Source organism: Streptomyces sp. NPDC020681 (assembly GCF_044334895.1).
Taxonomy (GTDB): domain Bacteria; phylum Actinomycetota; class Actinomycetes; order Streptomycetales; family Streptomycetaceae; genus Streptomyces.
On record NZ_JBIRTX010000016.1, the window covers coordinates 21,330 to 39,232 of the forward strand.

At 70.6% G+C, this 17,903-nt stretch carries 16 protein-coding genes; 7 read left to right on the plus strand and 9 right to left on the minus strand.

Annotation, left to right across the window (positions count from 1 at the left end):
* Positions 1–38 precede the first annotated feature (38 nt).
* On the plus strand, positions 39–692 hold the full coding sequence (eda, locus tag ACH4YL_RS30440) for a bifunctional 4-hydroxy-2-oxoglutarate aldolase/2-dehydro-3-deoxy-phosphogluconate aldolase (protein WP_398510680.1): 654 nt from the start codon (positions 39–41) through the stop codon (positions 690–692).
* Here the strand turns inward: eda and ACH4YL_RS30445 are convergent.
* From ACH4YL_RS30445 to ACH4YL_RS30460, 4 genes are all read right to left on the minus strand, one after another.
* Positions 678–1,871, minus strand: a complete 1,194-nt coding sequence (locus ACH4YL_RS30445; protein WP_398510681.1) for a bifunctional RNase H/acid phosphatase — start codon at positions 1,869–1,871, stop codon at positions 678–680. The two genes, eda and ACH4YL_RS30445, sit on opposite strands and share 15 nt — an antisense overlap.
* On the minus strand, positions 1,871–2,614 hold the full coding sequence (locus tag ACH4YL_RS30450; protein ID WP_398510789.1) for a zinc ribbon domain-containing protein: 744 nt from the start codon (positions 2,612–2,614) through the stop codon (positions 1,871–1,873). Before ACH4YL_RS30450 ends, ACH4YL_RS30445 begins: the two co-directional genes overlap by 1 nt.
* Positions 2,611–3,486 carry a Nif3-like dinuclear metal center hexameric protein gene (locus tag ACH4YL_RS30455; protein WP_398510682.1) on the minus strand — a complete coding sequence of 292 codons (876 nt, stop codon included), beginning with the start codon at positions 3,484–3,486 and terminating at the stop codon, positions 2,611–2,613. The genes ACH4YL_RS30450 and ACH4YL_RS30455 overlap by 4 nt, the downstream gene beginning before the upstream one ends.
* A 94-nt stretch (positions 3,487–3,580) precedes the next feature.
* Positions 3,581–4,612 carry an ABC transporter substrate-binding protein gene (locus ACH4YL_RS30460; protein ID WP_398510683.1) on the minus strand — a complete coding sequence of 344 codons (1,032 nt, stop codon included), beginning with the start codon at positions 4,610–4,612 and terminating at the stop codon, positions 3,581–3,583.
* A 195-nt stretch (positions 4,613–4,807) separates the two neighbouring features.
* Here ACH4YL_RS30460 and ACH4YL_RS30465 point away from each other — a divergent pair, with 195 nt between their 5' ends.
* The 4 genes from ACH4YL_RS30465 to ACH4YL_RS30480 all read left to right on the plus strand — a co-directional run bounded on the left by ACH4YL_RS30465 (position 4,808) and on the right by ACH4YL_RS30480 (position 11,292).
* Positions 4,808–5,983 (plus strand): hypothetical protein, encoded by a 1,176-nt coding sequence (locus ACH4YL_RS30465; RefSeq protein WP_398510684.1) that lies wholly within the window; start codon positions 4,808–4,810, stop codon positions 5,981–5,983.
* Between the two features lie 91 nt (positions 5,984–6,074).
* Positions 6,075–6,218: a hypothetical protein gene (locus tag ACH4YL_RS30470; protein ID WP_398510685.1), complete on the plus strand. Its 144-nt coding sequence runs from the start codon at positions 6,075–6,077 to the stop codon at positions 6,216–6,218.
* Between the two features lie 209 nt (positions 6,219–6,427).
* A complete protein-coding gene (locus ACH4YL_RS30475; protein WP_398510686.1) occupies positions 6,428–10,162 on the plus strand; it encodes a S8 family peptidase in 3,735 nt (1,244 codons plus the stop codon).
* Between the two features lie 137 nt (positions 10,163–10,299).
* On the plus strand, positions 10,300–11,292 hold the full coding sequence (locus ACH4YL_RS30480) for a helix-turn-helix domain-containing protein (RefSeq protein ID WP_398510687.1): 993 nt from the start codon (positions 10,300–10,302) through the stop codon (positions 11,290–11,292).
* Positions 11,293–11,331: 39 nt separating this feature from the next.
* Here the strand turns inward: ACH4YL_RS30480 and ACH4YL_RS30485 are convergent, their stop codons facing one another.
* Genes ACH4YL_RS30485 through ACH4YL_RS30495 form a run of 3 tightly spaced genes read right to left on the minus strand, consistent with a single transcriptional unit; the run spans position 11,332 to position 14,247 of the window.
* On the minus strand, positions 11,332–12,273 hold the full coding sequence (locus ACH4YL_RS30485) for a 3-oxoacyl-ACP reductase (protein WP_398510688.1): 942 nt from the start codon (positions 12,271–12,273) through the stop codon (positions 11,332–11,334).
* 29 nt (positions 12,274–12,302) lie between these two features.
* The gene (locus tag ACH4YL_RS30490) at positions 12,303–13,379 is read right to left on the minus strand and encodes a Zn-dependent alcohol dehydrogenase (protein ID WP_398510689.1); all 1,077 of its coding nucleotides are present in this window, start codon (positions 13,377–13,379) and stop codon (positions 12,303–12,305) included.
* 13 nt (positions 13,380–13,392) lie between these two features.
* Complete coding sequence (locus ACH4YL_RS30495) at positions 13,393–14,247, minus strand: MaoC/PaaZ C-terminal domain-containing protein (protein ID WP_398510690.1); 855 nt, start codon at positions 14,245–14,247, stop codon at positions 13,393–13,395.
* A 304-nt stretch (positions 14,248–14,551) separates the two neighbouring features.
* Here ACH4YL_RS30495 and ACH4YL_RS30500 point away from each other — a divergent pair, with 304 nt between their 5' ends.
* Both ACH4YL_RS30500 and ACH4YL_RS30505 read left to right on the plus strand, forming a co-directional pair.
* Positions 14,552–15,823 (plus strand): sensor histidine kinase, encoded by a 1,272-nt coding sequence (locus ACH4YL_RS30500; protein WP_398510691.1) that lies wholly within the window; start codon positions 14,552–14,554, stop codon positions 15,821–15,823.
* 74 nt (positions 15,824–15,897) lie between these two features.
* Positions 15,898–16,530, plus strand: a complete 633-nt coding sequence (locus tag ACH4YL_RS30505; protein ID WP_398510790.1) for a response regulator — start codon at positions 15,898–15,900, stop codon at positions 16,528–16,530.
* An 18-nt stretch (positions 16,531–16,548) separates the two neighbouring features.
* Here the strand turns inward: ACH4YL_RS30505 and ACH4YL_RS30510 are convergent, their stop codons facing one another.
* Together ACH4YL_RS30510 and ACH4YL_RS30515 are read right to left on the minus strand one after the other, a co-directional pair.
* Positions 16,549–17,352 (minus strand): hypothetical protein, encoded by an 804-nt coding sequence (locus ACH4YL_RS30510; RefSeq protein ID WP_398510692.1) that lies wholly within the window; start codon positions 17,350–17,352, stop codon positions 16,549–16,551.
* A gap of 2 nt (positions 17,353–17,354) precedes the next feature.
* A complete protein-coding gene (locus ACH4YL_RS30515; RefSeq protein WP_398510693.1) occupies positions 17,355–17,888 on the minus strand; it encodes a SigE family RNA polymerase sigma factor in 534 nt (177 codons plus the stop codon).
* Between the last annotated feature and the right edge of the window lie 15 nt (positions 17,889–17,903).

The following is a 17,903-nucleotide window of genomic DNA, read 5'->3' on the forward strand; positions in this document are numbered from 1 at the left end:
TCGTTGCGTGATGTGCTGACGCCGGGAAGGATGGGGCCATGACCTCCGCGCCCTCTGTCCTGGACCTCGCGCCCGTCGTCCCCGTCGTCGTCATCGAGGACGCCGCCGATGCCGTACCGCTCGCACGGGCTCTCGTCGCGGGCGGGCTGCCCGCGATCGAGGTGACATTGCGGACGGCGGCCGCGCTCGACGCGATCCGCGCGATCGCGGCGGAGGTGCCGGACGCGGTGGTGGGCGCGGGCACCGTGATCTCTCCCGACGGTGTGGACGCGTCGGTGGCGGCAGGTGCGCGGTTCCTGGTGAGTCCCGGGTGGACGGAGCGGCTGCTCGGCACGATGAAGGCGTCGGGCGTGCCGTTCCTGCCCGGGGTCTCGACGACGTCGGAGGTCGTGGCGCTGCTGGAGCACGGCGTGAGTGAGATGAAGTTCTTCCCGGCGGAGGCGGCGGGCGGCAGGCCGTTTCTGAAGTCGATGTCGGGCCCGTTGCCGCAGGCGCGGTTCTGCCCGACGGGCGGGATCTCGCTCGCGTCGGCGCCGTCGTATCTGGCGCTGCCGAATGTCGGCTGTGTGGGCGGCACATGGATGCTGCCGGCGGACGCGCTCGCGGCCAAGGACTGGGGGCGGGTCGAGTCCCTGGCCGCGGAGGCGGCCGCGCTCGGGCGAACGAACTCCGAGGTGTCAGCGCAGGTGTGACGTGTCGTTGAGCAGGCGCAGCGACGCGTTGCCGTCCGCGTAGTACGCGACTGCCGACACCGACGCCGCCGAGAGTTCCATCCGGAAGACCGACTCCGGCGGGGCGCCGAGCGCCAGGCGGACCAGCGTCTTGATCGGGGTGACGTGCGTGACCAGCAGGAGCGTGCGGCCGGCGGACGACGTGAGGAGTTTGTCGCGGGTCGTGGCCACCCGGCGGGCGACCGTGGCGAAGCTTTCGCCGCCGCCCGTCGGAGCCACCTTCGGCGAGGCCAGCCAGGCCGTCAGGTCGTCGCCGTACCGCTCGCGGACCTCCGCGAACGTCAGGCCCTCCCACGCGCCGAAGTCCGTCTCCCGCAGGCCGTCCTCGATGCGTACGTCGAGGTTCAGGCGGTTCGCGACCGCCTCGGCCGTCTCGCGGCAGCGCTTCAGCGGGGAGCTGACGATCTCCTGGACCGTGCCGCGTGCCGCGAGCGCCGCGGCGATCGCCTCGGCCTGACGCCGGCCGGCCGGTGACAGCTCCGGGTCGGTGCCGCCACTGCCCGAGAAGCGCTTTTCGGGCGTGAGGGCCGTCTCGCCGTGCCGCAGCAGTACGAAGGTGGCCGGAGGGCCGAGGTCCGCAGGGCCCCAGCCGACCGACGGAGCGGAGACCGCGCCCGACAGCGCTGCCCGGGCCTTCGCCGCGCCCGCCGTCGCGTCGCCGACCACGCGCGCCGCGCCGGCGTCCCGTGTGTCCAGCTCCGCCGTGGAGGCCGACGGCTCCCACTGCTTGCCCTTCTTGCCCGCGTCCATCGCCTCGTTGGCGAGCCGGTCCGCGTGCTTGTTCTGCTCGCGCGGGATCCACTCGTACGTGACCTGCGACGGCGGGAAGACCCGCGCCGCCTCCGCCGCCAGCGGCTTCATGTCCGGGTGCTTGATCTTCCAGCGGCCGGACATCTGCTCGACGACGAGCTTGGAGTCCATCCGTACGTGGACGGCGGCGTCGGGCGCGAGTGCGTGCGCGGCCTTGAGTCCGGCGATCAGGCCGCGGTACTCGGCGACGTTGTTCGTCGCGACGCCGATGTACTCCGCCGCCTCCGCGAGCGTCTCGCCGGTCGCCGGGTCGAGGACCACAGCGCCGTACCCTGCCGGGCCCGGGTTGCCCCGCGAGCCGCCGTCCGCCTCGACGACGAACTTCCGCATCAGAGACCCGATTCGGACGTACGGACCAGAATGCGGCGGCAGTTCTCGCACCGCAGCACGGTGTCGGGCGAGGCCGCGCGGACCTCGTTGACCTCGGTGATGTTCAGCTCCAACTGGCAGCCCTCGCACCGGCGCTGGAAGAGCCGGGCCGCGCCGACCCCGCCCTGCTGGACGCGGAGCTTCTCGTACAGCTTCAGCAGGTCGGCCGGGACGGAGGCGGAGACGACCTCGCGCTCCTTGGTCACGGACGTGGCCTCCGCGTCCAGTTCCTGCTGCGCCGCGTCCCGCCGTGCGGTCGCGTCGTCGACCTTGCCCTGGACGGAGGAGACCCGCTCGGTGAGCTCGGCGACACGTTCCTGCGCGGACTCGCGGCGCTCCATCACCTCGAGGACGACGTCCTCGAGGTCACCCTGGCGCTTGGCGAGCGAGGCGATCTCGCGCTGCAGGTTCTCCAGGTCCTTGGGCGAGGAGACCGTGCCCGAGTCGAGCCGCGTCTGGTCGCGCACGGCACGCTGGCGCACCTGGTCGACGTCCTGCTCCGCCTTGGTCTGCTCGCGGGCGGTGTCGCTCTCCTCGGTCTGCGCGGCGACCAGCAGGTCCCGCAGCTGCGTGAGGTCCTTGGTGAGCGACTCGATCTCGGCGTGCTCGGGCAGCGACTTGCGCCTGTGCGCAAGCTGCGACAGGCGTACGTCCAGGGCCTGGACGTCGAGGAGTCTGATCTGGTCGGCGGGCGCGGCGTTCAGTTGGGGGCTCCAGGAGAAGAGGGTTGGCCAGAAGAAGCGTGGTGGCCGGCGGAAGAGTGGTGGGACGACCAGGGGTCGGTGACGGTGTGCGAGACATGGACCCTGAGGTCCCAGCCGTGCCGGTCGGAAAGCTGGTCGAGCTGTGCGGCGGCCTGTTCGCACCAGGGCCATTCGGTGGCCCAGTGCGCGGCGTCGACCAGCCCGAGCGTGGAGTGCTGCGTGGCCTCGGAGACCGGGTGGTGGCGCAGGTCGGCGGTGAGGAAGGCGTCCACCCCGGCGGCCCGTACGTCCTCGAAGAGGCCGTCGCCGGAGCCGCCGCTCACCGCGACCGTACGGACGACCGCTTCCGGGTCGCCCGCGATGCGGATGCCCTGCGCGGTGGCGGGCAGCCGCTTGGCTGCGCGCTCGGCGAACTCCGCGAGCGTCTGCGGATGGTCGAGCTCGCAGATCCGGCCGAGGCCGCGGCGGCCGCTCGGATCCGTCGGGTCCGGCACCAGGGGGCGTACGACCCGGAGGTCGAGCGCGCCCGCGAGGGCGTCGGACACGCCGGGGTCGGCGGTGTCGGCGTTGGTGTGCGCGACATGCAGGGCGATGTCGTTCTTGATCAGCGTGTGCACGACGCGGCCCTTGAAATGACCGGCCGCGACCGTCGTCGTACCGCGCAGATAGAGCGGATGGTGCGTGACGATCAGCTGGGCGCCGAGCTCGACCGCCTCGTCCGCGATCTCCTGGACGGGATCCACGGCGAACAGCACACGCCGGACCTCCGCGTCGGGATCGCCGCAGACCGTGCCGACCGCGTCCCACTGCTCGGCCCGCTCGGGGGGCCACAGGGTGTCGAGCGCGGCGATGACTTCAGACAGACGGGGCACGGAGGAAAGGCTACCTGGCCCCCGTGCCCCTGTGACCTGCCGCTGGAAGGCGGTCTGCCGCCGCCGGTCGGCGGGGCTCCTTCCTGACCGGCCGCTACTTGATCAAATACGTGCGCAGGTCGTCGAGGACCTCGTCGGCCGCGGTGACACCGAGGCCCAGGTACCAGGTCTCGTCCGGCACGTCCTTGGCCTGGCCGGCCTTGACGGCCTTGAGGTTCTTCCACAGCGGGTTGGACTGGGCGGTGTCGCGCTTGGTGGTCTTCGGGTCGCCGTAGACGCCGGTGAAGATCCAGTCGGCGTCGGCCGAGTCGATCTTCTCGGGGCTGATCTCCACCGCGAGGTCCTCGACCTGCTGGTTGGCCGGCCGGGGCAGCCCGGTGTCCTTGAGGATCGTGCCGATGAAGGAGGCGCCCGCGTACAGCCGGATCTTGCCGGGCATGTAGCGGACCATCGAGATCGTCGGCTTCTTGGCGCCGATGTCCGTGCCGAGCTGCTTCGCCTTCGTCTCGTACGCGGCGAGCTTCGCCTTCGCCTCGGCGGTCTTGTCGAGGGCCGCGGCGTTGAGGAGGTAGTTCTCCTTCCAGGTGAAGCCCGGGCGGATGGAGAAGACGGTCGGAGCGATGGTGGCGAGCTCCTTGTACTTGTCGGCGGCGCGCAGCTGGCTGCCGAGGATCAGATCGGGCTTGAGGGCCGCGATCGCCTCCAGGTTGAGGTTGTTGATCGTGCCGACGCTCTTGGGACTGCCGGCTTCCTTCTTCAGGTAGGCGGGGATGCCGTCGTCGCCCTCGGTGGGCGCGTAGCCGACGGGCTTGATGCCGAGCGAGGCAACGTTGTCCAGTTCGCCGACGTCGAGGACGACGACCCGCTTGGGCGCGGCCTTGAGCTCGGTCTTGCCGAGCGCGTGCGTGATGGTGCGCGGGAACTGGCCGGCCGCCGCGTCCGTGCCCATCGCCGCGGTCTTCTCCGCCGCCTCGCCGAAGCCCTTGCCGCCCTGCGCCACTGCCTTCTTGCCGCCGTCGTCCGCCGGGGCGGCCTTGTCACCCGCGTCCGAGCTGCCGCAGGCGGCGAGCGAGAGCGCGGCGGTGAAAGCGACGGCTGCGGCTGCACCGCGGCGGTGAAGGGACATGACGTGCTCCTGATCCAGGTACTCAAGGCTGTACTTAGGCGGACCTAACCTTAAGCGCCCGCATCTGCGGCAGCACAATCGCCTGCCGCTCCTCAGGCGAATCGCCACATGGCCACCCTTATGTGTGAAGTGGCGGGGCGCGTGTTGTTCGTCAGGAAGTGCGAACCTAGCTTCGTTGCCGGAGGTGACGAGCCGATGACAGCCTGTGCCATCGAGACCGCTGCTGGGGACGGTGCGGAGGACGCGGTCGTGGGAAGTGTCGTGGGACGTACGGGGATCACGATCACCGCGGACGGCGCGTACGCGGCCCGGCTCGCGGGTGCCGGAGAGGCCCTCTTCCCCGAGCGCTGGACGCTCGACGGGCCGGAGCCCTACGCCGTGCCGCTGCCGCTGGACCAGCCGGAGGAGCGCGACTCCGACGTACTGCCGCTGTCCGACGGGCGGGTGCTGATCCGGCGGCGGACGGCCGGTCGGCACACCTTCTCGCTGCTCTACCCGACGGGTCCCGCAACGGGTGAACTGCCGCTCGGCGCGGTCGAGTCGGCGGAGCTGACGCTCCTTCCGCCATCGCCGGACGGCATGAGCGTGTACGCCGTCGCGCCCGGCGAGCGATCGACCGCGATCTGGCTGGTGGCCGGCGGATCCTTCGGGCCCGAGCATGTCGCCGAGGTGCCGGGCCGCTGTTCGGGCGGGGTGTGGCTGGACCGTACGGGCCGGATGCTGGCCCTGGACCGGCAGCTGGACGGCGGACCGATGAAGGCGGTGGCGGTCGATCTGCGACGGGGCGGCGAGGTGTCGCCGCTGCTGCAGATCACCGACGACAGCGACGACCGGCTGCTGCTCGCGGATCCGGACAGCGGCCTGCTGCTGATCCGCTCGAACGCGCCGGGCCACGGCCGGCTGGGCTGGGGAGTGCTGGGCAGTCTGCAGCCGGTGCGGTTCCCGGAGTGCCTGCGGCTCGCGGACTGCGCGGTGAAGCCGTTCGCCGTACAGCCGGGCCAGGTGCTGATGCCGGAGAGCTGCGCGGTGGCGCTGCGGATCGACGGGGCGGCCGGGAGCTGGCTGGGGTTGTGGCGGCCGTCGGGACGGCGGCTGCATCAACTGGCAGCGCCGGAAGGGTGGCTGGCGGGTGCGGGGCTGTGGAGCAGCGAAGGAGTGCTGCACCTTCCGTACGCGACAGGGGCGGTGCCGTGCGGGGTGGCGAAGGTGGACGCGGCGGAGGTCGAGGCGGAGGTCCGGGCGTCGGCCGCTGCCGAGGTGCCGACCGTGGAACACAAGGTGACCACCGATCCCGCACAGGCAATTCCGCTTGTGTGCAAGCCGGTTCCGTTGCGGGAGGCCCCGCTCACCGGCGGCGGCACCGCTGACTAACTCCGGCGCCGGGGCGAACCACATGGCCATCACACAGGGCCGGTGCCTCGTGACACGAAAGCAAGCGATCACAACGGGGTGAACTACCACCATGTCCGAAAGCCGAACCGACACGACTCAGACGCGTCCGCAGGGGGCGGATGCGGGAGGCGCGGGCAAGCACCGGGGAGGTGCGGCGCCCACGGAGGACTCGACGGCCACGCCGCACGGCAAGCACCGCAAGTCGCAGAAGTAGGCGCGGGATTCCGTCTCCTGGGGCCTCGGCTCCAGGAGACGGACCCCAGCCAGGGGCATTCGTTTGGATCACCGGGCGGAATGCCCATGTACGGAAAGTGCAACTCTGCCTGGATTTGCGCAGTTTGCTGCTGGCAAGTCTTCGCCATGGCGAGGACTTGCCGTCATCAGGCCTTCACGTCGGCGTTTTCCGGCCGATAGACCCATGGCATGTCCTCCCCTTCGCAGTCTTCCGCCTTCCGGCGCAGACGCTGGCAGCTGCTCTCAGCCGCCACCGCAGTGCCGCTGCTGGCATCGGGTCTTGCCGTTCTGCAAGCACCCGCACAAGCCGCTCCGAGCAAGCCCGCCATTCCCGCCAAGCCCTCGGCGACCCACAAGGTCACCCTGGTCACCGGCGACGTCGTCACGGTCACCACGACGGCCGACGGCAAGCAGATCGCCGACGTCGACCGGCCGGACAGCGCCGTCGGCGGCGTCAAACTCCAGGAGATCAAGGGCGACTTGTTCGTCATCCCGGACGAGGCCGCGCCGCTGCTCGGCACGGACAAGCTCGACCGGCGGCTGTTCAACGTCACCGACCTGATCGAGATGGGCTACGACGACGCCAAGTCGGCCGCGGTACCGCTGATCGCGACGTACGCCCGGCCGAAGTCCCGGGGGGCCGTCGAGCCGACGGCCCCCCGGGGCAGCAGGCTGACCCGCAAACTCAAGGGCATCCGCGGTGCCGTGCTCAGCACCGAGAAGCGGCAGGCCCGCACCTTCTGGACCGCTGTCGCGCCGCAGGGCAGCGCGACGTTGGGCGCGGGTGTGGCGAAGCTGTGGCTCGACGGTCGCGTGAAGGCCAACCTGAAGGAGAGCGTGCCGCTGATCGGCGCGCCCGGGGCCTGGGCGGCCGGATACACCGGCAAGGGCGTCAAGGTCGCGGTGCTCGACACCGGCATCGACGTCAACCACCCCGACTTCGCCGGCCTGATCGACGGCACGGCCAGCTTTGTGCCGAATGAGGCCGTCACCGACGTCAACGGGCACGGCACGCATGTGGCCGGCACCATCGTCGGTTCCGGCGCCGCTTCCGGAGGCGACAACAAGGGCGTCGCCCCCGGCGCCGACCTCTTCGTGGGCAAGGTGCTCGGCGGCAAGGAGGGCTACGGCCAGGACTCCTGGGTCATGGCCGGCATGCAGTGGGCCGCCGAGTCCGGCGCCGACGTCGTCAACATGAGCCTCGGCGACTCCTACCCGACGGACGGCAGCGACCCGATGTCGCAGACGGTCGACGCGCTGTCCGCGCAGTACGGCACGCTGTTCGTCATAGCCGCCGGCAACGCGGGCCCGGAGAGCATCTCCGCACCGGGCGCGGCCGCCTCCGCGCTCACCGTGGCCGCCACGGACAAGGAGGACCGGCTCGCGTCCTTCTCCAGCACCGGCCCGCTGGCCTACTCCGGCGGCATGAAGCCGGACCTCGCGGCGCCCGGCGTGGACATCACCGCGGCCCGCTCGCAGGAGATGACCGACGGCGGCGAGGGCCTGTACCGGACCATCAGCGGCACCTCGATGGCCACTCCGCACGTGGCCGGCGCGGCGGCGATCCTGGCCCAGCAGCACCCGGACTGGACCGGCGCGCAGCTCAAGGAACACCTGACGAGTACCGCGAAGGGCCTGGACGGCGGGTACTCGCCGTACGAGGTCGGCACCGGCCGTCTCGACGTGGCCGCCGCCGTGCGCGCCACGGTCCGCGGCACCGGATCGCTCTTCTTCGGCAACTACACGTGGCCGCACGAGCCGAGCGACGTCGCCGTCACGAAGGAGCTGACCTTCACCAACACCGGCTCCGCCGACGTCACGCTGAACCTGGCACTGACCAACGACGGCGGCCCGTTCACGCTCGGAGCCACCACGGTGACCGTCCCGGCGGGCGGCACCGCCACCGTCCCGGTGACCGGGGACCCGAAAACCGCCTCGGCAGGCCGGCACGCCGGCTACGTGACAGCCACCGACGCGGCCACCGGACAGCCGGTGACCCGCACCTCCGTGGCGCTGCTCAAGGAGGAGGAGCGCTACGACCTGAACATCAAGCTGGTCGGCCGGGACGGCAAGCCCGCCGCCGGCTGGGTCGGAGTCAACCTGGCCGGCGACGTCTGGCCGTGGTCGGTCTACGTCGACGGCTCGACCACCATGCGCATGGCACCCGGCCTGTACACCGTCGCGGGATACCTCGACGTGGCCGGCGAGAAGGCGGACCGCTCGGGTCTGGCCGTGCTGGTCGACCCGGAGACCGTGCTCAAGGACGGCTCCGCCGACGTGGTGCTGGACGCGAGCAAGGCACGCCTGCTGCAGACCGAGGCGCCGCAGCGCACCGAGGACCGCCAGCGCAAGGTCGACTTCAACGTCCACTACAAGGGCCACGACCCGTACATGGACTACCGCAGCGCGTACGTGCTGCCGCTGACGTACGACGACGTCTACGTCGCCCCGACGGAGCCGATGAAGCAGGGCGAGTTCATGCTGACCACTCGCTGGCGCAAGGGCGAACCGCAGCTCGGCCTGAGCACGATGGGTGGTCGGCTCCGCTTCGAGGCACGGGTACAGGCGGGCAGCGCGCTGGGCACCGCCACGGACACGCTCGGCGTCGTCTACGCGGGCAACGGCGCGGCGGCCGCGTACGGGAAGGTCAAGGCCAAGGGCAAGGTCGTCGTCGTCGAGCGCAGCGACGAGGTCTCGCCGCAGGAGCGCACCGAGGCCGCGGTCGCGGCCGGTGCGAAGGCGCTGATCGTGGTCAACGACGGTGTCGGTGCGCTGATGGAGTACGTCGGCGAGTCGACCATTCCGGTCGCCACCGTGCACCGCGACGCGGGCAAGGCCCTTGTCTCGATGGCGAAGGCGGGCATCTTCAAGCTGACCGCAGAGCAGACCGAGCACACGCCGTTCGTCTACGACCTGACCCGGGAGTACCCCGGCCAGGTGCCGGACCGTGCCCTGGTCTACAAGCCGGCCAAGGGTGACCTCGCCCGGATCGACGCCCGCTACTACTCGGCCGCGGGCGGCCGGTTGGCGGAGGGCTACCGGTCCGACTTCACCCTCAGCCCGTCGTTCAACTTCCCCGAGCTCGAGTGGCACCCGGGCACCCGCACCGAATGGGTGACCCCGGGCCAGGTCTGGAGGGAGTTCCACACACAGGGCATCGACGGACCGCTGCCGTGGTCGATGGTGTCGGGCGACAACACGTATGCCAAGGGCAGCGCAACCCGTCTGGACTGGTTCGCTCCGGCGACCCGGCCCGGCCAGAGCGAGTCCTTCGGCGTGTACAACTCCCGCTGGCAGAACTACATGACCTGGAACGTGCAGGCGTGGGCCTCCGCCAGCGACACCATGCGTCTTGGCGGCTACCTGCCGTGGGGTGAGACGCCGTCCCACCTGAAGGTCTTCCAGGGCGACACGCTGATCCACGACAACCCGGTCGGCGGAGACATGCAGTGGGTGGAGGTGCCGGCGGGCAATCTGCCCTACCGCGCCGTCCTCGACGTGGAGCGGCCTGGTGACGTCTTCCGGCTGTCGACGCGCACCCACACCGAGTGGACGTTCATGTCCGACACCGTCGACTCGGACTTCTTCGAGCGGTTCTCGGTGCTGAACCTGGACTACAAGCTGGAGTCGGACCTGCACGGCGACGTGAAGGCCAATGCGACCCAGCAGATCGCGCTCAAGCCGGTGTCGATGGACTCCGGCACTGTGCCGGGCACCGTCACCAAGGTGACGCTGGACGTCTCGTACGACGACGGCGCCACCTGGCAGAAGGTGACCCTGGCCAAGGGCGCCGACGGCTACTGGACGGGTTCGTTCAGGACGGCGAAGAAGCCCGGCGGCTTCGTCTCGGTCCGCGCGAGCGCCGCGACGGACAGCGGCTTCAGCGTCAAGAACGAGATCATCCGGGCGTACGGCCTGCGATGAGCCGCACTGCCGGGCCCCGGGGAGGCGACTTCCCGGGGCCCTTCCCGTCACACCCGCTCCCACCAGGGACTATTCAGGGTCTGCCGCCATGGCGCATACTCTCCCCGCTGCGGCAAGCGGAAGAGAGTCGGTCGCCGATGCTGGATGTGCTGGGCCTCGAATCCGATGACGAGCGCGTCTACCGGGCGCTGCTCGGGCGGCCGAAGTCCACCGCGACGCTGCTGTCGGATCTGCTCGTCGCATCGCAGGCCGACGTGGACAAGGCCCTGTCCCGCCTGGTCGGCTGGGGACTGGTGACCAGGTCGGCGGACGAGGAGTTCACCGCCGCGCCGCCGGCCATGGCGCTCGGCGCTCTCATCAGCCAGCGCCGGGACGGGCTGCGCACGGCCGAGCAGGCACTGGTGACCTTCGCCGAGGAACACCGGGCGGCGATGACCGGGAGCAGCATCAACGACCTGATCGAGGTCGTCACGGGCGTCGACGCCATCCGCCATCGCTTCCTGCAGGTGCAGCAGGCAGCCCGCACGCAGGTCCGCAGCTTCATCACCGCACCGTTCGTCGCCGTGCCGCCCGACGAGAACACGGCCGAACCGGTGGCCATCGGCCGCGGCGTGCACTTCCGGGCGGTGCTGGACCGGGCCGTGCTGGCAGAGCCGGGCATCGTCACGGATGCGATCGATTCACTGCGCAGTGGTGTGGAACTGCGTGTCGCCGACCAGCTGCCGATGAAACTCGTGCTGGCCGACGCCGACCTCGGACTTGTCCCGCTCGCGGTCACACCGGCCGGAGAGCCCGGCGCCGTGCTGCTGCACCGCAGCGGCCTGTTGGATGCGCTGGACGCACTGTTCGAGACGGTATGGCGCACCGCCCACCCGCTCGAGCTGTCCGGCAACGGCGGAGAAGTCGGAACCACCGTCGAGGTCGGTGCGGACGGCCCGACCGACGTCGACCGGAGGATTCTCGCGCTCCTCCTGGCCGGCCTGACCGACCAGACGGCGGCGGCACAACTGGGTCTGTCACCGCGCACGTTGCACCGCCGCCTGCGCCACCTCATGGACATAGCCGGAGTTCGGACCCGGATGCAGCTCGGCGGTTACGCCATCCGGCACGGCTGGGTGGAGCCACACTGAAGATCCTGTGCCGCTCAGAGACCGCGACGAAACTGCCTCCTAGCCCTTCTTCAGTCCCAGCACCTCCGCCGCCGCGAACGTCTCGTTCCCCGGCCGCCCCGCGTAGTGCGGCGTCAGCAGCGCATCCAGCTCGTCGAAGCTGAACGCCTCCTTCGAGGTGTCGAACTTGGCGGCCACCTTCGGCCGTTCCACGATCGCCACCATTCCTCCATGCACCACGAACAGCTGGCCGTTCACCTGGCCGGCCGCCGGCGACGCCAAGTAGCCCACCAGTGGTGACACATGCTCCGGTGCCAGCAGGTCGAGCCCGCCGTCCGTCGGCTCGGCGAACCCGGCGAAGACGTCCTGAGTCATCCGCGTCCGGGCCCGCGGGCAGATCGCGTTCGCCGTGACGCCGTACTTCGCCAGCGCCAGCGCCGTGGACGTGGTCAGCCCGACGATGCCGCCTTTCGCCGCCGCGTAGTTCGGCTGGCCCGCCGACCCCGCGAGGAAGGCCTCGGACGAGGTGTTGACGATCCGCCCGTACACCGGCGCACCGGAGGACTTGGCGCGCTCGCGCCAGTGAACCGACGCGAAGTGCGTGGTGTTGAAGTGGCCCTTGAGGTGGACCCGTATCACCGAGTCCCACTCGCTCTCGCTCATCGAGAAGATCATCCGGTCCCGCAGAATGCCCGCGTTGTTGACCAGGATGTCGAGCTTTCCGTTGGCGGCGACGGCCAGTTCGACGAGTTCGCGGGCCTGCGCGAAGTCGGAGACGTCGCCGTGGTGGGCGGTGGCGGAGCCGCCCGCCGCGCGGATCTCCTCGGCGACCTCCTCGGCCGGCGTCGCCGACGCCTCGCCGGAGCCGTCCCGGCCCGGCCGTCCGTAGTCGTTGACGACGACGGACGCGCCGAGACGGGCGAGTTCGAGGGCTTCGGCACGCCCGAGGCCACGGCCCGCGCCCGTGACGATCGCGGACAGGCCGTCGAGTGGCAGAGACATTCAGTGGTCCTCTCCGGAAATGTGGCGCATCAGATTTCGATGCAGGTGCGCAGTGCCTCACCCGTGCGCATCAGGGCCAGCGCGTCGTTGATCTCCGCGAGCTGCACCCGGTGCGTGATCATGCTTTCGAGGTCGATACGGCCGGCCCGCCACAGCGCGATGGCCCGCTCGTACGAGGTGAGCACGTCTCCGCCGCCGTACATCGACGGCAGGATCCGCTTCTCGTCGAAGAACAGCTCGAACATGTTGAGCTGGAGGTAGTCGTCCATGGCTCCGGCCCCGACGATGCACAGCGTGCCGCCGCGCCGGGTCGTCTCGTACGCGGTGCGCGCGGTGGCGGACTTGCCGACGACCTCGAAGACATAATCGAAGCCCTCGCCCGCGGTGATCCGCTGCTTGGCGTCGCCCAGCTCGTCCGGCGAAACGGCCTCCGTCGCACCGAACTTGAGCGCGGCCTCGCGACGGCTCGCGACCGGGTCGACGGCGACGATCTGGGCCGCGCCCTTGAGCCGCGCGCCCTGGATCGCGGAGATGCCGACGCCGCCGCAGCCGATGACGGCGACCGACGAACCGACCGCCACATCGGCGGTGTTGATGGCCGCGCCGAGGCCCGTCGTCACTCCGCAGCCGATCAGCGCGGCGATGTCGTACGGCACGTCGTCGGGTATCGGCACGGCGCAGCCGGCGTCGACGACGACCTCCTCGGTGAACGTGCCGGTGCCCGCGAAGCCGAAGACGTCACCGCCGGGGCGCTTGAAGTTCGGCGTGCCCGCGTTCATGAAGCCGGCCAGACACAGCTCCGTCTGGCCGCGCTTGCAGGCGGGACAGCTGCCGCACGCGGGCAGCCAGCACAGCAGCACCCGGTCGCCCTGCTTGAGGCCGCCGACTCCGTCGCCGACGTCGATGATCTCGCCCGCGCCTTCGTGGCCGGGGATGAAGGGCGCGGGCTGTGGCAGTACGCCGTTCATCGCGGAGACGTCGGAGTGGCACAGTCCGGTGGCCCGGACCCGGATCTTGACCTTTCCGGGGCCGAAGCCCACCGCCTCGATGTCGTCGAGGACTTCCAGCTTGTCCTGACCTGTCTCGTGGAGTACGGCTGCTCGCATGGTGCGGTTCCTTTCAGGAGTGCTCGACGATGGTGTCGGCGAGGACGGGCGCGTCGTCCCTCTCGACGGCGGTCACCGCGGCCTGGACGCGGCCCTCGTCGGCCCACATCCGAATGCGCAGGGTCTCGCCGGGGAAGACCACACCGGCGAAGCGTGTGGTGTACGAGCTGACGCGGTCCACGTCGCCGCCGAGGACGGTGTCGACGATCGCCTTGAGCGTCATTCCGTACGAGCAGAGCCCGTGCAGGATGGGCCGGTCGAAGCCCGCGAGCGCCGCGAACTCGGGGTCGGCGTGCAGGGGGTTGAAGTCGCCGGAGAGCCGGTAGAGCAGCGCCTGGTTCTCGCGGACAGGGCGTTCGACGGTCTTGTCGGGCTCGCGGGACGGGAGTTCGGTGCGGGCGGAGGGCCCGCGTTCGCCGCCGAAGCCGCCTTCTCCGCGTACGAAGATCTGGGAGTCGTTGGTCCACAGCGGCCCGTCGTCGTCGGCCGCTTCGGTGCGCAGGACGAGGACGGCGGCCTTGCCCTTGTCGTAGACGGCAACGACGCGCGAGGTCGAGACGGCCTTCCCCGCGACCGGGATCGGCCGGTGCAGCCGGACCGTCTGTCCGCCGTGGAGTACCGACGCCAGGTCGATGTCGAGTCCGGGGACGTTGAATCCGCCGGCACCGCCCTGGCCCGCGCCCGCGACGGTGGCGAAGCTCGGCAGGACATGGAGCTTCGATTCGAGGGTGTAGCGCAGTTCGTCCGGATCGGTGGCGGGGATGCCCGCGCCGAGGCCGAGGTGGTAGAGCTGGACGTCCTTGCGGTCCCAGCGGATCTCGGCGCTGCGGGGTTCGGCGGCGACGGCCTTGGCGGCATCAATCGGCATGAGGCTGCTGCTCCTTGAGGGGCTTGAGGAGTCTTGAGAAGTCCTGAGGAGTGGAAGACCTCGGCGCGGCCGTCCGCACCGTCGGCCGCACCGAGGTCGTACGGGACCGGCCCCGCGGCCGTTCTAGAACGCGTTCTAGGGGTCGGTGGCCCTATGTATAACGCAGCCCCCAATACTTGGGAAGACCGCTGACGCTATGTCAGATGTGCGGCCCACCTGCTGGGCCGCCCAGGACATTTGTCACTGCCGAGTCCGTACATGCGCATCTGCCGGGGCCTGCCACCTTCTTCGTAGCGTGATCCTCATGAAAGAGACCGGGATCCTCGTGAAGCAGACGCACGGCGTGACAGGAGCGACGATGTCCAGAGCGGCGAAGTCCACAGCGAGGAACTCCACGGCGACGACGTCCACCGCGCCGGAGTGCGGGAAGAGCCGGCGGTGGAGGCTCGTCCGAGGGCCGGAGCACATCGGCCCGCCCAACGGCTTCGCGCTGCTGCCGTGGCTGCTGATGGGCCTGGGCGCGGTCTCCAATCTGCTCCAGGGCAAGACGCCGAACCCGTGGATCGGCGGCATCGGGGTGCTGGTCTTCAACTCCCTCTACATCGCGCTGGTCTTCCGCGCCTTCGACAAGAGCGCGCGGGAGGCGCCGCTGACCCGGTGGCTGCTGGTGGCGCTGGGCGCGGTCACCTTCGCTCTCGCCGCGGGTTACGGCGGAGTGTGGCTGCTCTTCTTCCCGCTGCTGGGACTCGCCACGGGCGCGGTGATGCACGGTCCGCGGATCGGCCCGGTGATACTCGCGCTGGCCGCCGCGTCCGGACTGGTCGCGGGGCTGCGGGACGGCTGGAGCGCGATCGGCATCGCCTACGGCACGCTGCTCTCCGGCCTGGTGACCGCGGCGATCCTGCGGCTGTCCGAGACGGTCCGCGAACTGAGCGACACCCGGCAGGAGTTGGCCCGCACAGCGGTCGAGAGGGAGCGGCTGCGGTTCTCCCGCGATCTCCATGATCTGCTCGGTCACACGCTGTCGGTGATCGTGGTGAAGTCGGAGGCGGCGAGGCGGCTCGGGCCGCGGGACATGGCGGCGGCGCTGGCGCAGATCTCCGACATCGAGTCGGTGGGCCGCCAGGCACTGACGGAGATCCGCGAGGCGGTGACCGGCTACCGCGCGGGAAGCCTCGCCTCGGAACTCGACGGGGCGCGCTCGGCCCTCGCCGCGGCCGGCATCGAACCGGTCGTACGCCAGTCGGGTCCGCCGCTCGAACCGCAGACGGCGGCGCTGCTGGGCTGGGTGGTGCGGGAGGCGGTGACCAATGCGGTACGCCACAGCGGCGCGACGGTCTGCGAGATCACCGTGGACGGCACACAGGACAAGGTCCGCCTGACGATAAGCGACAACGGCCGTGCCACCGCGGCCGACTGGATACCCGACCCCGCCGGCACGGGCCTGAAGGGTCTCGCCGAACGCCTCTCGGCAGCCGGCGGCTCCCTCGAGGCGGCCCCGTCCGCCCGCGGCGGCTTCCGCGTCCAGGCGGAACTTCCGGTGGACGCGCTGCAGGAAACCTGGCCCGCGGTGTGAGCCGACCCGATGCCCGGTCCGCCCCGGTCGCGTCCATCCGCGCTGATCGGACATACGCTTGCGACGTGGAAGAAATGCCTCAGAACCACCGTGCCGCCCAGTCCGTTCGTGTCCTCCTCGCCGAGGACCAGGGCATGCTGCGCGGCGCGCTCGCGCTGCTGCTCGGCATGGAGGAGGACATCAGGGTCGTCGCCCAGGTCGGCCGCGGGGACGAGATCGTGCGCACGGCGCTCGACGTGCGGCCCGATGTGGCTCTGCTGGACATCGAGTTGCCGGGTGTGAGCGGCCTGGACGCCGCCGCCCAGCTGCGGGACGAGGTGCCCGATTGCCGGGTGCTGATCCTGACGACGTTCGGCCGGCCCGGCTATCTGAGGCGGGCCATGGAGGCCGGGGCGGTGGGCTTCCTGGTGAAGGACGGACCGGTCGAGGAGCTGGCGGAGGCGATCCGCGCGGTGCTGCGCGGCGAAACGGTCATCGACCCGGCCCTCGCCGCGGCCGCCCTGGGTGCCGGGCCGAGCCCGCTGACCGCGCGGGAACGGGATGTGCTGAACGCCTCGGTGGACGGCGCGACGGTCGCGGACATCGCGGGCACGCTGCACCTGTCGGAGTCGACGGTCCGCAACTACCTCTCGTCGGCGATCGGCAAGACGGGCACCCGCAACCGCATGGAAGCGGTGCGAGCGGCGCGGCAGCAGGGCTGGCTCTGACGGCGACCGGTCGCCGGCTCAGCGCTGAGCGACGACCTTGCCCTCCTTGTCGTAGTACGCAAAGTGCAACCTGCCCGGGTTCTCAGGAATGGCCGCCGCGTAGAACCTGACGTCGATCCCCGGAACGGAAACGAGCCTGGGCCTCACCTTCGGCTGCGGGCCCCAGCCGATCTCCACTGCGCTGTACAGGCTGCCGACTGCGCCCACCCACACGCCGACGTACTTGCCGCGAATGGTTTCGGTGTTGCTGCTGTCCTCGTGGCGCTCGCGACCGTCGCGCTCGGGGCCCGAAAGCAATTGGCGCTTCTTGCCCTCCGCGTAGTGGATGACGTACCAGTTCTGGCCGATAAGCAGCTCCCGGGCATCGCCGGATTTGGCTCTCTTCTCGACTCCCTCGGACCACCCACGGGGTACATCCCCGCGCTGCTCGGCGAACTTGAGCTGCCGCAGCGACTCCTCCTTCGTGCGTGGCGCCCCGTACACCGTGACCTGCGCCTTCCGCACCGCACCGTCCGGATACTTCAGCGTGGCCACCGTCACAGTGACGGGCGTCAGCAGGCCGGGAACGGTCGGCCGGGCCGCCACGCCGTCCGCGCTCCTCGTTCCCTTGTCGTCCATCGCCGCTCCGACCGCGAAGCCGCCCGCGGGCAGCAGCGCGGCCACGGCGAGTGCTGCCACCGCGGCACGACGGCGCGCCCTGCGACGGCGGCCTCCTGCCATCACCGCCGCGGTGGGCACGGGCACGATGCGCACGCCCTCTGCCGCTTCCGCCAGCCCCGCACCCAGTGCTGTCTCCGCCGTGCTCTGCCGCTCTTGTCCCATCATCAGTTCCCTCGGCTTCCGACTGCGCTCGCCAGCGCGGATATGGCGCGCAACTTGGCGATCCCCTTGGCTGCATTGCTCTTCACGGCGCCCACCGAGCACCCCATGCACTCCGCCACCTGGGTCTCGCTAAGGTCCTCCCAGTAGCGCAGGACCACCGCCTCCCGCTGGCGCGGCGGCAGTTGGACCAGCGCACGCAGCAGCACCGCGCGGTCGTCGGCCTGCGCGATCGAGTCACTACGCTCGGGCAGGTCGCCGCCGATTCCGGTGTCGTCGTGCGGCGACAGGTACTCCTTGAGCCGCTTGCGGTGCTTGCGGGCATGGGCGTTGACCATGACCCGTCTGACATAGGCGTCCTGGTCGTCCGCCCCGCTCACCCTGCGCCAGGCCACATAAACCCGCTCCAGTGACGACTGGACCAGGTCCTCCGCCGCGTGCTGCTCCCCCGTCAGCAGAAACGCCGTGCGCAGCAGCCTTGGCCAGCGGACTGCTGCGAATTGCTGGAACTCCTCGTCCAGCGTCTGCTTCTCCCCCATGGGCACCTCCTCACA